Source organism: Nonomuraea sp. 3N208, assembly GCF_052245935.1.
In the GTDB taxonomy this organism is placed as follows: Bacteria; Actinomycetota; Actinomycetes; order Streptosporangiales; family Streptosporangiaceae; genus Nonomuraea.
In genome coordinates, this window is the sequence record NZ_JBQQBR010000078.1 from 1 (window position 1) to 12,622 (window position 12,622).

The 12,622-nt window shown below is 65.6% G+C and carries 12 protein-coding genes and 1 pseudogene; 8 read left to right on the top strand and 5 right to left on the bottom strand.

Annotation, left to right across the window (positions count from 1 at the left end):
• Nucleotides 1-310 precede the first annotated feature (310 nt).
• The 6 genes from ACTWPT_RS57150 to ACTWPT_RS57175 all read left to right on the top strand — a co-directional run bounded on the left by ACTWPT_RS57150 (nt 311) and on the right by ACTWPT_RS57175 (nt 6,437).
• Nucleotides 311-826, top strand: coding sequence for a DUF6188 family protein (locus ACTWPT_RS57150; protein ID WP_443185983.1), 516 nt, complete (start codon nt 311-313; stop codon nt 824-826).
• Nucleotides 827-1,330: 504 nt separating this feature from the next.
• Complete coding sequence (locus ACTWPT_RS57155) at nt 1,331-2,089, top strand: alpha/beta hydrolase (protein WP_443185956.1); 759 nt, start codon at nt 1,331-1,333, stop codon at nt 2,087-2,089.
• A 1,379-nt stretch (nt 2,090-3,468) separates the two neighbouring features.
• Nucleotides 3,469-4,182: a scabin-related ADP-ribosyltransferase gene (locus ACTWPT_RS57160; RefSeq protein WP_443185984.1), complete on the top strand. Its 714-nt coding sequence runs from the start codon at nt 3,469-3,471 to the stop codon at nt 4,180-4,182.
• A 2-nt stretch (nt 4,183-4,184) separates the two neighbouring features.
• The gene (locus ACTWPT_RS57165) at nt 4,185-4,589 is read left to right on the top strand and encodes a hypothetical protein (RefSeq protein ID WP_443185957.1); all 405 of its coding nucleotides are present in this window, start codon (nt 4,185-4,187) and stop codon (nt 4,587-4,589) included.
• 432 nt (nt 4,590-5,021) lie between these two features.
• The gene (locus ACTWPT_RS57170) at nt 5,022-5,198 is read left to right on the top strand and encodes a hypothetical protein (protein ID WP_443185958.1); all 177 of its coding nucleotides are present in this window, start codon (nt 5,022-5,024) and stop codon (nt 5,196-5,198) included.
• Between the two features lie 375 nt (nt 5,199-5,573).
• Nucleotides 5,574-6,437, top strand: a complete 864-nt coding sequence (locus ACTWPT_RS57175) for a hypothetical protein (protein WP_443185987.1) — start codon at nt 5,574-5,576, stop codon at nt 6,435-6,437.
• A 257-nt stretch (nt 6,438-6,694) separates the two neighbouring features.
• On the opposite strand, the pseudogene ACTWPT_RS57180 reads toward ACTWPT_RS57175, so the two are convergent.
• Nucleotides 6,695-6,895: pseudogene (locus ACTWPT_RS57180) on the bottom strand (HD domain-containing protein); the annotation flags it as partial.
• 580 nt (nt 6,896-7,475) lie between these two features.
• Here ACTWPT_RS57180 and ACTWPT_RS57185 point away from each other — a divergent pair.
• A complete protein-coding gene (locus tag ACTWPT_RS57185; protein WP_443185959.1) occupies nt 7,476-8,747 on the top strand; it encodes a PP2C family protein-serine/threonine phosphatase in 1,272 nt (423 codons plus the stop codon).
• A 399-nt stretch (nt 8,748-9,146) separates the two neighbouring features.
• Here the strand turns inward: ACTWPT_RS57185 and ACTWPT_RS57190 are convergent, their stop codons facing one another.
• The 4 genes from ACTWPT_RS57190 to ACTWPT_RS57205 all read right to left on the bottom strand — a co-directional run bounded on the left by ACTWPT_RS57190 (nt 9,147) and on the right by ACTWPT_RS57205 (nt 11,851).
• On the bottom strand, nt 9,147-9,755 hold the full coding sequence (locus ACTWPT_RS57190) for a DUF4386 domain-containing protein (protein WP_443185960.1): 609 nt from the start codon (nt 9,753-9,755) through the stop codon (nt 9,147-9,149).
• On the bottom strand, nt 9,752-9,928 hold the full coding sequence (locus ACTWPT_RS57195) for a hypothetical protein (RefSeq protein ID WP_443185961.1): 177 nt from the start codon (nt 9,926-9,928) through the stop codon (nt 9,752-9,754). Before ACTWPT_RS57195 ends, ACTWPT_RS57190 begins: the two co-directional genes overlap by 4 nt.
• A 49-nt stretch (nt 9,929-9,977) precedes the next feature.
• Complete coding sequence (locus ACTWPT_RS57200; protein WP_443185962.1) at nt 9,978-10,745, bottom strand: DUF4389 domain-containing protein; 768 nt, start codon at nt 10,743-10,745, stop codon at nt 9,978-9,980.
• A 77-nt stretch (nt 10,746-10,822) separates the two neighbouring features.
• Complete coding sequence (locus ACTWPT_RS57205) at nt 10,823-11,851, bottom strand: NAD(P)-dependent alcohol dehydrogenase (protein WP_443185963.1); 1,029 nt, start codon at nt 11,849-11,851, stop codon at nt 10,823-10,825.
• Nucleotides 11,852-11,936: 85 nt separating this feature from the next.
• On the opposite strand from ACTWPT_RS57205, the gene ACTWPT_RS57210 reads away from it, so the two are divergent.
• Entirely contained in the window at nt 11,937-12,602 is a 666-nt protein-coding gene (locus ACTWPT_RS57210; RefSeq protein ID WP_443185964.1) for a TetR/AcrR family transcriptional regulator C-terminal domain-containing protein, read from the top strand.
• Nucleotides 12,603-12,622: the final 20 nt, after the last annotated feature.

Below are 12,622 nucleotides of genomic sequence, written 5' to 3' on the forward strand. Positions count from 1 at the left end.
TCTCGTGGAGATCGAGCCAGGATTGTTCGCTCAGCCGCGTCCATAGCCCGGCAACGAGCCCGTGACCAGCACTCCTCATGCAGCGCAAGCGATCAAAGGGGCATCAACTCGCGAACCGCCCTCTGAGAGCCAGTTGGTGGTCAGGAGCCGGAAAATATCGTCGGCTTAGAGAGCCACTCGGACCAGCAAGTGGACAGTTGATGGTTGCGGTTAGTGACCGGCTGACGATCCCCGGCCGAGGTAGGAGCCGGAGCTTTCCTTGATCACCGAGGAGTTTCGGCGCTGCCTCATGGTCTGCCAGGCTTCGGCAATGGAGTCTTTGGTGCCGGTGGAACATGAAGATCGGTGGGTTCTGGGTCTTCGCGGACTAGCGGTCACTCGGATCGGAGTTGATCATCGTCTGTCGCTCGCGCTGGGACCGGATGTTGAGGTCGTGGTGGAGACCGCGGCGGCGCTGTCGCGGGGGCCGATGAGGGGACCTGGGGTTGAGATTGTCCAACTCCTCCCTGAGCGGCAGGATGTGGCGGGTGCGCTGGCTCTGTTCGGCGCCCAGGTTCTATCGGCGGTGGCGTTCAAGACCGGGTCGTTGAGGCTTGTGTTCAGCAACGCGCTGCATGTGAACTGTCGGGCTGACGCGGACTTTGAAGCGTGGCAGGTCGCGGGCCCAGGCGACTGGAGGTTTGTGTCGCTGCCAGGTGGTGATCTTGGTGTGTGGCGTGGCCCAGTACAGACCGGCCGAGACCACAACGCGGATCATGATCATTTCCCAATGCCTTCCCACTCTAAGTCTTGCGACACAGCGTCGACCACAAAGCCGCAGGTATAAGGCATGATTGAATTCTGTCGCTCATCGGACTCCTAAAGCGGGTGCCGCAGGTTCGAATCCTGCCGGGGCACTCATCTCCACCAGGCATTTTGCCCTCTGACCTGCGGTTTCTCTGCCGCAGGTCGTTTGCCTTCCAGACCCTTGGTAGGCCGCCGAAGGCACCCGCATGCAGCCGTAGGACCTTGATCTGGGGACATACGGGGGATGATCTTGGAGGTGTTTCCCAGGTCATGATGGCCCCGCCGCCCGCTACAGCATGCACTTAGGGCCTCGGGAGGAACGTGTAGGCGTACCAGTCGTACCACTCCACGACATCGCCGATGCCACCCGACCAGCGACGCGGTCAATGATCATTTCGGTCGCTCACAAGCTGGCCGGCATGGCGGCATGGCCGATCGTGGCCGGGCGGCGGGAGATCAACCGGCGGCGGGCATCACCGTCGCCGGCCCGGCCGCCCGGATAATTGACTCGCCTCGTCAGCGGGAATGCCGATGTAATCCCGCCATGCGCATCACCTCAGAAACGATCGCTGACGGCATCCGCGAACAGCTCTTCACTATCGGAGACATCCCCGGGGTGCTCTGGACGCCCGCCGAGGGCTCCGGTCCCCGTCCGCTGGTCTTGATCGGGCACGGCGGCGGCCAGCACAAGAAGGGATGGGAGGTCGTCTCCCGGGCCTTCCCCTACGTCACCTCCTGCGGCTTCGCGGTCGCCGCGATCGACGCGCCAGGTACCGGCGACAGGCCGGAGCACCCCCAGATCCGGCGGCTCGTCGCGCTCATCCAGGAACGAGAGGCCGCGGGCGAGCCCTTCGGCCCGGCGTGGCCCGCCCTCAACGAAACCGTGGCGGCGCAGCTCATACCCGACTGGCAGACCACTCTGGACGCGCTCCAGAACCTGGACTCCGTCGGTGACAGCCAGCCCGTCGGGTACTACGGCCTGTCCCAGGCCGGTGAGATGGGCATCCGCCTCGTCGCGGCCGAACCTCGGATCACAGCTGCGGTCCTCGGCCTCATCGGAAGCGACTGGCTCATCGACACCGCGGCGCGGATCACGATCCCGGTCGAGTTCGTGCTGCAGTGGGACGATGAAGGCAATCCGCGGGACTCAGTCATGAAGCTGTTCGACGCACTCGGCTCCGCTGAGAAGACCCTGCACGCCAACCCCGGCAGCCACTTTCGAGTCCCGTCCTTCGAAATCGACAGCTCGATCCGATTCTTCGCCCGGCACCTTGGTAGCCCTGGCACCGCGAGCAGTTCCTGACACCACCGGCACCACGCCGACGCGCGGTCCGCCGCCAGTGCCATGCCCACTTCCGCCGCTAGCCGCGGTCACGCCTACGGCGCAGCGATTCCGGCCGACGCGCCACCGACTACAGGGCAAACGTTAACCGAACACAGCACTAGCCAAGTCGACTCACAAGCTCAACGGTTACACCACACCCAGGAACTCGACCCAGGTCGGATCCATAGCGTGAGCCGACCCCGGGTCAATTACGTGAGCGCCCACACGCGGCACCAACCGCCATTTCAAAGTGGACGGACCAGTAATGCTCGTCCAACCATACGCTGCGCGTGAGGCGCTCAACTTGATTCGTAGCCAGCTGACATAGCTGCTCGTCCAGCCAGTCCCGGCGTTCCGAGAACTCGTCGTTCACGGCATTCTCATATGTGAGAGCCCGCCCCTGTGGGAGCTTGCTGCCATGGCGGCGACGATATTCCTCCACGAACTCGGGTCCGACCGGCGTGATGGGACGGGAACGTCATCCATATTACGAGGTGTGACGGAGCGGCCACCCATTCGCGACCGATTTGGTGCACCAGCCAGCGCCTCGGCTGTCGACACGACATCGGACACCAATGATCAGCGCGAAGGGCTTCAAGGTACGACAGCGCACCATCCGACACTTCAGACCAATCCCGGCGATGCGGTTGCTGCGGTAGGTAGAGCGACGTCCAATGGGCCTCACGTCTTGGTCTCAAACTTGATCGTCGCACCCGAAGGAGTCACGTATGACCCGGGAGCAAGTGGAACAGGCGTTACGCCGAGCCCAGGCCCGGTCTCGACCGCGCAATCGGGCTCATGGCGCAGAACATCTGGACCGGCCCGGCCGCTCAGCGCCAAGCCGCTCGGGGCATGCGCCGGTGCGGTAGACGAACTCCGGGCGCTGTTAGCCCGTACACCAGCCGATAGCCCCGGTTAAGCCATGGGCCAACTGGAGGGCATGGTCCCCGAGGGAGTCCGCAGCCTGAAGGACGCACTGCGCCAGGCTGAATCGTCGCTGGACTCCATCGGCAACGAGTTGTGGAACTTACTGCGCGGTGCGTGGCTCTTACCCACCTCGGCCGACACCATCCGTCGAGTAGCGGCGTGGGCTGGAACCCAGGGCCCTGAGATCAATAAGCGGCTGGTGCTCCTGGAACGCATGGAGCTGGAGAAGCCGGAACTCTTCGGCGCAGGTAAGCCGCCGATCTGTCGACGACTCCCACTTCGCCCCCGGAGCGGTTCTCCCCACGACCGGCGGCTTCTGGGACCGTGTCGGCCAGCAGATCCAGGCCACCTTCGACCCGAACCTGAACTCCGGCGACGGCCTGACGGAAGCGGCCAAGGGCGCGGTGGAGAGCGTGGCCGGCTTGGGGAAGATGGTGATCGACTTCTCCCCCAACCGGGCAATCGTCGACTTCTGGGGCTGGCAACGCAACATGAGCGATCTGGCCCAGTCCCTCATCTACGGTGTCCAGAACCCCACTGAATTCTTCAAGTCGGCGCTGGACTGGGATACATGGACGTCCAATCCCGAGCGAGCGTTCGGCCGCCTCAGCCCGGACATCGTGGCAGCCATCACCACGGGCGGCTCCAGCGGCGCAGTCTCAGGCGCCACCAAGGCAATGGGAGCCCTGGGCAAGGCAGCCAAGAACGTGATAAACCCCAAGCCGACGGCCAGCCTCTCACCCTACGGGCAGCGCTTCGAACTTAAGGGGAAGGAGGTGCCACCGTTGTTCCGGGGAGACGGCCGGACATTGAACAGAATCTTCGAGAACGGTATGACTGCACGCAACCCGGACATGAGCATCGAAGATCACCTCTCCGGCGAGAACGGCCTGATCGCCGCTTCGAAGAGCAAGATGGTGTCCAGAGGGTTCGCAATCAGGAACAAGGGATACATCTTTGAAATCGACGACCGCGGAAACGGCATGGAGGTGAAATACGGCCCGGGCTTCAAACACCTCGTAGGCGAGCAGGAGGTCGTGTTCAAACGGATCGAACCATCGCAGATCAGAGGAGCCTGGAAGCCGGGCAAGTACGGCAGCGCCGACGACGTCTGGATCCCGAACCCTAACTACGCGCCGAGGTGAGCATGCATAATCTCGAATTGGTCAATCTCGCCGACGAATCCCTTCAGCCATGCCAGGTGACGACACGTACCGATGGGGAGAGGTACGAGCTGCGGCTGAATCGAACGAATGCTTCGCCTATCGCAATCTATTCGTCGATCGACTTCGAAGACGCCTTGAAACAGCTGAGATCAGAGCTAGAACAACAGAACCTACTGCTGCTCTGTAACAGATTCCGCCGCAATGCGTTCGTCTCCTCGATGGCACGTCAAATGAGTGACGGCCTGGGCTGCTACCTCGTCGTTGCTGGGCAGCCCGTATCACCTGAATTGATTGTCGAGAGTCTCGCGCCCGCGCTTAGGAAGGATGTCGTACTCGCCGACGAGGCGAAGAAGTTCATCGATGATTGGATCGCCAGCTTCGATTAGGCGATCGAGATTCCTAGCATTCGTGCATGCATACGACTTCAGCCATAGCTGAAGTCGTACTCATAGGGCCCGAACTAGAACTTCGACACTACTCGTAGAGCTGATGGCAGGCTTGGTTACGAATGCGAAACTCAGGGCGAGAAGGCGGTAACAACTCGTCGCACTTCACGCCGATCAATGAGACTGACCGCTTCCTTGCATTGCCACTGGGCTCTTGACTTCTGGTTGAGGTCGCCCGATCAGTGGGAATTGCGGTCTTCCTGCGCGGCGGCGCGGGTGCGTTCTTATGAAGCTGGCGCGGCACAGTCCACGCCGACGCCGCCGATCGCTGACGGTTCTCTGGCGATATCGCCTCGCGCTTCGCCACCTCAGGACTTGAACGTGGCATCGCCGTAGGCAGCGCCCGGGGTACGGGTCTGCCCGGTGGCTTGGTTGGGCTTCGAAGGCTCCTTCCACTTCGACCACTTGCTGACCCCGGAGATAGCGGCGCAGATTTACGGGGTCTGCACCGCGGGCGCACCCGTGGAGCTGGCACTGGAGGAAGAGGAACGAACCCGCCCACGATGGCGGGAGGTGCTCCGGCGCCACGCGGACGCGCTCGCCTCCTGACTCTTCACTCGGCGGCGCCCCCTGGTGGGCGTCGCCCTGCCGCGCCGACCATCGCCACGAAACCCGGTCGCGGACCAACGACCACCGTGGGACGCCAGGCCGCATCACCTGCTAGATCATCGGCCTCGTCGGGACCTACCAGCGACCATGTCATCCTCTACACCAGCAACGGCGAGGCCCGCCAAGGGTTCTCCATCGTTCTCACCGCCCGAGCATCAGCGGCGCGCCGACCCCAGCGACGAATCCCGCGAAGTCCGGTGGGCGCCACGTGACAAGGTTCTGTCGTTGCCCATGGATCGGTCGATGCGCATGCGGATAAAGCACTATTTGAGCGGTTCGACTGTGCCCTACATCGGTTGATGTCATCGTTGGCTCATGGGGAAGGATCTTGTCCGGGGCGCTGGTGTGGGGCTGGTGGTAGGCCTCGGACTCGGGTATCCGGTGTCGCGGCTGTACAAGGAGGACATAGAGGCGTACACCGTCCTGCCCGGGGTGCTTGTGGGAGTATTGCTGGCCATCCCCGCCGGTGTGCTGCTCTCCGTGGCGCTGAGGATCGTGCATCCGATCCGTAGCGCGTTGCTCGCGCCCCTGTTGTTGCTGGTGTTGAACAACGCGGTGGATCTGGCTGTGCCGAGTCCCCGTCCCCATCTGGCCTGGTTCGGATTCACCGTGCTGGCCGTGGTGAGTTATGCGAGCGCCGCCGGAGTGTTGAGTACGGCGTCGCCGTTGCCCCGGCTCATCGCGGCTGTGGTCGTGTGCACATGCGTGATCATGACGGCGACGATCGAGCAGAGACGGATGGAGGCCAGGAACCAGCAGCATCGTGAGGACTTGATCGCCTCCTACAACGAATCTCTTCCGCTGGCAGTGCCTGATGAGGTCCCTGGACGCACACTGGTCGGTGTGTGGACCATCGCCGACGACGTCTTGGCGCTCGACTACGCCAAGGACCGGCAGAGCGAGCCCGATGTCATGGTCCGTATCAGCGGCAGTGGTGATCCACGCAAGGAGTGCGCGGCGTGGGAACGAGATTCTGGATCCTGCCAGCGGTTGTCGGCGGATCGATGGCTGTCCGAGACGGAGGCGAATGGCAGAAGGGTGCTGTTCGCCAAGGTGGGGCGCCTACTCGTCGAGGTGGACTCGACCGCTCTGAGTCCTGACGAGGCCCTTGCCGTGGGCACCAGGCTGCGTGCGGTCAGCGCGGAGTACCTCCTCGACTTCGAGGCGCCGCAGAGATGATCGTCGGTCAGCCCTCGAGAGCGGACTGGATCGAATGCACGGCGGCCATGATGCACGGGGTCGACGCGGTGATCGAGCGGCTGACCACATGTTCGGGGCCGTAGCGGGAATGGGATCTCGGCTAGCCGCTCAGTGACGTCAAGGTGCGTGCCGTCCGGGCCGGTGGTCATGTCGCAGTAGGTCAGCGCCTCGGCCAACTCCGGGCGTTCCTCGTCGAATTCGGACGTGAGCGCATCGAGCAGGTTGCGGTTGAGCGCCTCGTTGACCGCGCAGGAGTGGTGCGCGACCAAGCGGCACAGCGTGTCATCGGCCTTGACGACATCACGCAGATAGCGCGCCCCGTCGAGCGGATGAAATCCGGTGTCCACCAGGTCCGGGGCGTACCCGATGTCATGCAGGTACGCCGCGGCGATCAGGGTGTCGGCTTCGTCGTCTGTCCGACTGAGTCCGGCCGTCACCGATCGTTAGCGGTTGATCGTCCCCAATGCGTCCCCAAAATCGAGGGACTCAGAAGCGGCCATCAATCCCCTAAGGGATCTTCGGCAGGCACCCAGGGGTGCGCATTAATCGAACGTCTCCCCGGCCAGGGCCGCCAGTTTCAGCGCTGCCGCCGAGTCCACCTCCAGCTCTGCGGCAGCCGCCAGGACGGCCGCGCTTATCTGGGGTAGTCAAGCGAACTAGCTGGTCAGCCGCTTGAAGGTCGTAAAGGCACGTAAGGCAAGTGCGGATCCGGGACATCGCCGGGTGTATCTGAAGCGGAAGCCGGGAGGGCCGCCGCAACCGCTATGCCATCGTTCCGGGCCGGCGCCTGCGTCACCCCAGCCAAAGCGCCATTCCTGTCCAGGCGCTCATTGATCGGTTTGCCCGCCGGTGGCCCCGGTCCCCGCTGAGGACTGTCTTCCGTTGGCGGGACCTTTGCCTGGCACGCCCGCCATGGTGATGACGATGAGCAGGCCAGCGATCGTAGCGTGGATCTCACCCCAGGGAGATCAACGACGGGGTGGAAGCCCGGCCCGGCCGACAGGCTGCGCATGGTTCATGGGCCGCTCCGGCGCGTGGGTGCGGGAAGAGGGGGTGGGCCCGGCCATGGGCGAGGAGATCGTGGACCGGTCGGAGGGTTTCGGCGAGCGCCTGCTCGGCCTGCTGCTGGACAGGGCGCGCTTGATTCCGCCGCAGCTGGTCGCTCCGCTGGTCGCGGAGGAAGTGGCCAGGATCGGCGGCCGTGACGTCTCCATCCTGCTCCAGGACTACGCCCAAGAGCTGCTGGTGCCACTTCCGGGCAGGAAACTGCACGTGGGCCAGCCCGAGCCGATCGCCGATTCCCCCGCCGGCCGGGCCTTCCTGCGCGTGGATGTCGTCGAGGTGCCCCAGGCCCGCGGGGTACGGATGTACCTGCCCCTGCTGGACGGAAGCGATCAGGTGGGGGTGATAGCGCTGACCATGGACGCCGTCACCGATGACGACCGGCGCCTGCTGCGCCGGCTCGCCGGGCTGGTCGCGGACATGCTGGTCACCAAGAACTCCTACACCGACCAGTTCTTCCTGACCCGGCGCCGGGAGCCGATGAGCGTGTCCGCGGAGATCCAATGGAGCCTGCTGCCGCCGCTGTCGATGTGCGTGCCGCAGGTCGAGGTGGCCGGCATGCTGGAGCCCGCCTACCGCGTCGCCGGCGACAGCTTCGACTACGCCCTGAACGACGACATCCTGCACGTGGCTGTGATCGACGCGATGGGCCATGGCCTGGACGCCGCCTCGATGGCGACCATCGCCATCGGCGCCTACCGGCATGCCCGGCGCGTGTTCGTCAGCCTGGCCGAGAAGTACGCCTTCATGGACGATGCCGTCTCCCGGCAGTTCGGGCCCGACCACTTCGTCACGGCGCAACTGATGCACCTGAACATCACCACCGGTGAGCTGGAGCTGGTCAACGCGGGCCACCCCGCGCCGCTGCTGATCCGCGATGGCCGGGTCGTGTGCAAGCTGGAGAGCGCGACGACGTTGCCCGTCGGCTTCGGCGGTGAGGAGCCCCGGATCGCAGAGCACCTGCTCCAGCGGGGCGACCGGGTGCTGTGCTACACCGACGGCATCATCGAGGAGCACATCGCCGGCGGGGAGCCGTTCGGCGAGGAACGCCTCATCCGCTGCGTCAACCGTCTGGGGGAAGAGCCGCCGGCGGGGGTGCGGGCGGATCTGCGCCAGCTCTCCCACACCCTGAAGGGGGAACGGGGCCGGCGCACCAGCGACGACGCCACCCTTTTCATGATCGAGTGGCACGGGGGCGCCGCCGACCACCTCGCGGTGCTTGACTGAGCAGCCCCAATCGATGTTCGCCGGCATGTCCGCAGGTCCACGACCCGCATGTACTGACGTGGATGGCCCTCTCCCACGTCGTTCCCCAGAAGACCACTGTGTTGAGGCAGGTCGCGTTGTGATCGTCCTTCGGGGGGCAGTGTTGTGCCCGGCGCCCGCAGCCCGAAGTCCATGTTGCCGCGCAGAGTTTGCCCAAGACGCTCAACCTGCGCCACACCCACGTAGACGTTCGGCTGACCAGTCTGACGGTAGCCCGCTCGCCGTCCGCCCGGGAACGCGAACGTGAGCGCCCCGAGGCGTATCGGCGCGCCACCCGGACGTGGCGTCGACCGCGGTCCCGGCCTGCGCCGCTGACGAGGTGGTGTACCCCTCCGGGGGCCTGAGCTACGAGCCGGTTGGCTACGCCACGCGGACCCGTGCCAGGTGATACGGCTGCGGCAGCGTGAAGCCTTTGGCGAACAACCATACGGGCAGGACCAGGACTTCGAACAACCCGCCCGGCACCAGCAAGAGCATGCCCGCCCCCGCGTCCATGTCCAGGACGCCGAGCAGGTCCAGCGGCACTCCCAGCAGCAGCAGGGCGTAGCCGATGAGGCCGAGGACCGCGATCGGCTGGGGGACGATGCGGGAAACGAACAGCAGGTAGGTGAACACCAGGCCGCCGATGGCTGTGGGGATGTACACCCACAACATCGTGTTGGGGACGGCTTGCAGCTGCGTCAGCAGGTAGAGGCCGCAGGTGGCAGAGACCGCGAGCTCGATGACCCTCATGACGGGGTACCACAGGGCCAGCTTCTGGTTGAAGCCCTTCAGGATTCGGTACATGAGCAGGCCGATGCCTACCACGGCCAGGCCCGAGCAGATCATGAGCGTGACGCCGGTCGTCAGCGCTGTTTTGTCGGGGTTGCCGTCGATGAAGGCCTGGGTGAGGGTGGTGCCGATCATGGCGGAGATCATCTGGAAGATGAACAGGGCTCCTACCGTGACTGCGATTTTCCGGGGTGTCATGACTGGGCTGTCCTTTCTGGGGGAGGTTCGGCATGCTCTGCCGCCTCTGGTTCGGTGATCAGCCGACGGCCGCTGATGGGCAGCCAGAAGATCAGCGCCACTTCACCGGAGGTGAGCAGAGCGATGTTGAGCGAATGGCCCTGGATCAGCGCCAGGTCGAGCCCGGCGATCACAGCAGGATGCCGATCACGCGCGGTGGGCTGCCTCATGCGCGGGAGAAGGTCAGCCTCCGGCGGGGATCGAGCGGAGGGCGGGGTCCTCGCTGGGGGTGGTGGGCTCGCTGGGGGAGGTGCTGGGGTCGTCGCCGCCGAGATCGAGCCGGAAGGGCGGGTAGCGGTCGGTCATCAGCGCGGTGTAGCCGCCGACGCGCAGCGCCCAGCGGTTCAGGCCGAGAATGAGGTCGAACAGGGGGCGCGGGTAGGTGCCGGTGACCGCGAGCAGGATCGCGGCGACCAGGACGAGGAGTCCGGTCACTCCGCCGCCGCCCCAGAGCCAGGCCTGGTCGCCGGCCTGCCAGGTGAGCCAGCCGCCACCGCCGAACAGAACGCCGACGATCAGCAGGTGCGGGATGGCCAGGAGCCATTTCACCAGGACGAGACCGCGGTGCAGCCGCGCCGGGTAGTCGACGGTGAGGCCGGCCGGGTAGCCGGGGACCTCCGCGAGGGTGAAGGGCGGGTAGCGGTCGGTCGCCAGCGCGCTGTAGGCGTAGTAGCCCACCCGCCAGCTCCAGCGCAGCACGCCGACGTTGAAGTCGAAGATCGGCCGAGGGTATCGGCCGGTGGCCACGATCGCGACCAGCGCGACGAGGCTGAGCAGCAGGAAGGCGATCCATAACGGGACCAGCACCAGCGCGTGGGGCAGGATCAGCAGCCACTTCACCAGCCACAGCCATCGCGATGGAGGGCTGTCCGGGTGGGCGTGCACCCGGATGGGGTACGGCCGTTCCCCGTGGGTGGGGGCGCGGGGGCTCAGTGGAGTCGTGGAGCTCACGATGATTTCCTCTCAGGCCGACACCGGCTCTGGGGGTCGGCGGGGTTGTTTTCGGAGGAGCCGGATGGGCGTGCGCCTCACAGGGTGATGACGACCTTGCCCCGGGCGCGGCCTTCGCGTACGTACCGGATGGCCGCGCGGGTTTCGTGCAGCGGGAAGGTCCGGTCGAGGACGGGCGTCACCGTGCCGGATTCGATGAGTTCGGTGAGGACGAGCAGGTCGCGTGCGTTCTCCGAGCTGACGAGCGTGACCAGCTTCTGGCCGACGAACCGCGATAGCAGGGGTGCCCGGAGCATGCGGGCGGCGCCGCCGACCCATCGTCCGTCCGCTTCGGCGCCGATGATGACGAGGGTCCCGCGCGGGGTGAGGGCGCGCCGCAGCCGGGTGAGCGAACGGTTGCCTCCCATGTCGAGGATGACGTCGTAGCGCTGCCCGGTGTCGCCGATGTCGTTGAGCGTGTAGTCGATGACATGGTCGGCGCCGAGGGAGCGGACCAGGTCAACCTTGGTCGTGCCGCACACGCCGGTGACGTCGGCTCCGAAGGCTTTGGCGATCTGCACGGCGAAGCTGCCGACGCCTCCGGAGGCGCCGATGACCAGCACCTTGTGACCGGGCTGCACGCCTGCGCGGTCGCGGACGGCCTGGAGCGCGGACAGGGCCGAGATAGGGGTGGCGGCCGCCTGCTCGGCGGTGAGGTTCTTCGGCCGGGGGGCGAGCTTGTCCTGGTTGGCGCGGGCGTATTCGGCGAATGCTCCCTCGCCGATGCCGTAAACCTCATCGCCGGGCCGCAGCCTGGTCACGTCCTTGCCGACGGCCACGATGCGCCCGGCCAGGTCCAGGCCGCGGACGCGGGTCTTCGGGGCACGGACTCCGAAGCCTGCCAGGCGGATCGCGTAGGGCAGGCCGGTGACGAGGTGCCAGGTGCCCGGGTCCACGCCGGCGGCTCGCACCTCGACCAGGACTTCGTCGTCTCCGATCGTGGGCCGGTCGATGTCGGCCAGGCGCAGGACGCGGTCGGCTGGGCCGTACTCGTCCTGCAGGATCGCCTTCATCGTCGCCTTGGTGGGCTGGGCCTGTGCCGGTGTGATGTGCTGTTCGGTTCCCATCAGCCTCACCTACGTTGTAAGCTTATGTTGTAAGTAATACGCTTACATGGTAAGTAAGTCAAGGTGGAGCCATGGGAGGATCCGGATGATCGATCCAGGCGCTCAGCCCCGGAGCCGGCTGAACCGGCAGCGAGTGCTGGAGGCGGCGATCGCTCTGGCCGACGCGCACGGGATCGAGTCGCTCACGATGCGCAAACTGGGCGACAAGCTCGGGATCGAGGCGATGTCGTTGTACAACCACGTCGCCAACAAGAACGACCTGATGGACGGGATGATCGACACCGTCTTCGGCGAGATCGACCTGCCGGCCGATGAAGGCGACTGGAGGACGGCCATGCGCCGCCGGGCGATCTCGGCCCGCGTGGCCCTGTCGCGGCACCCCTGGGCGATCGGGCGCATGGAGTCGCGAGCCACCCCGGGTCCCGCGACGCTACGCCACCACGATGCCGTGATCGGGATGCTGCGGCGCGCGGGCTTCTCCATCGTGCTGGCCGCCCACGCGCTCTCTGCTCTGGACAGCTACATCTATGGATTCGCCCTGCAGGAGAAGAACCTGCCGTTTCACGCCACGGAGAAGACAGCGCAGGTCACGCAAGCGATCATGGCTCGTTTCACCTCCGGCGAGTATCCCCACCTGACCGAGATGGCCGTTGAGCATGTCCTGCAGCCCGGCTACGACTACGGCGAGGAGTTCACCTTCGGCCTCGATCTGATCCTCGACGGCCTCGACAAGGCCCTCCACGCGCCGTGACCCCTGCCGCCGACCACGGC

Bases quoted from the DNA above. Each gene is read 5' to 3' on its own strand.
- ACTWPT_RS57155 (WP_443185956.1), top strand. From the start codon at position 1,331: ATGCGCATCACCTCAGAAACGATCGCTGACGGCATCCGCGAACAGCTC.
- ACTWPT_RS57205 (WP_443185963.1), bottom strand. From the start codon at position 11,851: ATGGGAACCGAACAGCACATCACACCGGCACAGGCCCAGCCCACCAAG.
- ACTWPT_RS57175 (WP_443185987.1), top strand. From the start codon at position 5,574: ATGGGGAAGGATCTTGTCCGGGGCGCTGGTGTGGGGCTGGTGGTAGGC.
- ACTWPT_RS57150 (WP_443185983.1), top strand. From the start codon at position 311: ATGGAGTCTTTGGTGCCGGTGGAACATGAAGATCGGTGGGTTCTGGGT.
- ACTWPT_RS57185 (WP_443185959.1), top strand. From the start codon at position 7,476: ATGGGCCGCTCCGGCGCGTGGGTGCGGGAAGAGGGGGTGGGCCCGGCC.
- ACTWPT_RS57165 (WP_443185957.1), top strand. From the start codon at position 4,185: ATGCATAATCTCGAATTGGTCAATCTCGCCGACGAATCCCTTCAGCCA.
- ACTWPT_RS57160 (WP_443185984.1), top strand. From the start codon at position 3,469: ATGGTGATCGACTTCTCCCCCAACCGGGCAATCGTCGACTTCTGGGGC.
- ACTWPT_RS57190 (WP_443185960.1), bottom strand. From the start codon at position 9,755: ATGACACCCCGGAAAATCGCAGTCACGGTAGGAGCCCTGTTCATCTTC.
- ACTWPT_RS57210 (WP_443185964.1), top strand. From the start codon at position 11,937: ATGATCGATCCAGGCGCTCAGCCCCGGAGCCGGCTGAACCGGCAGCGA.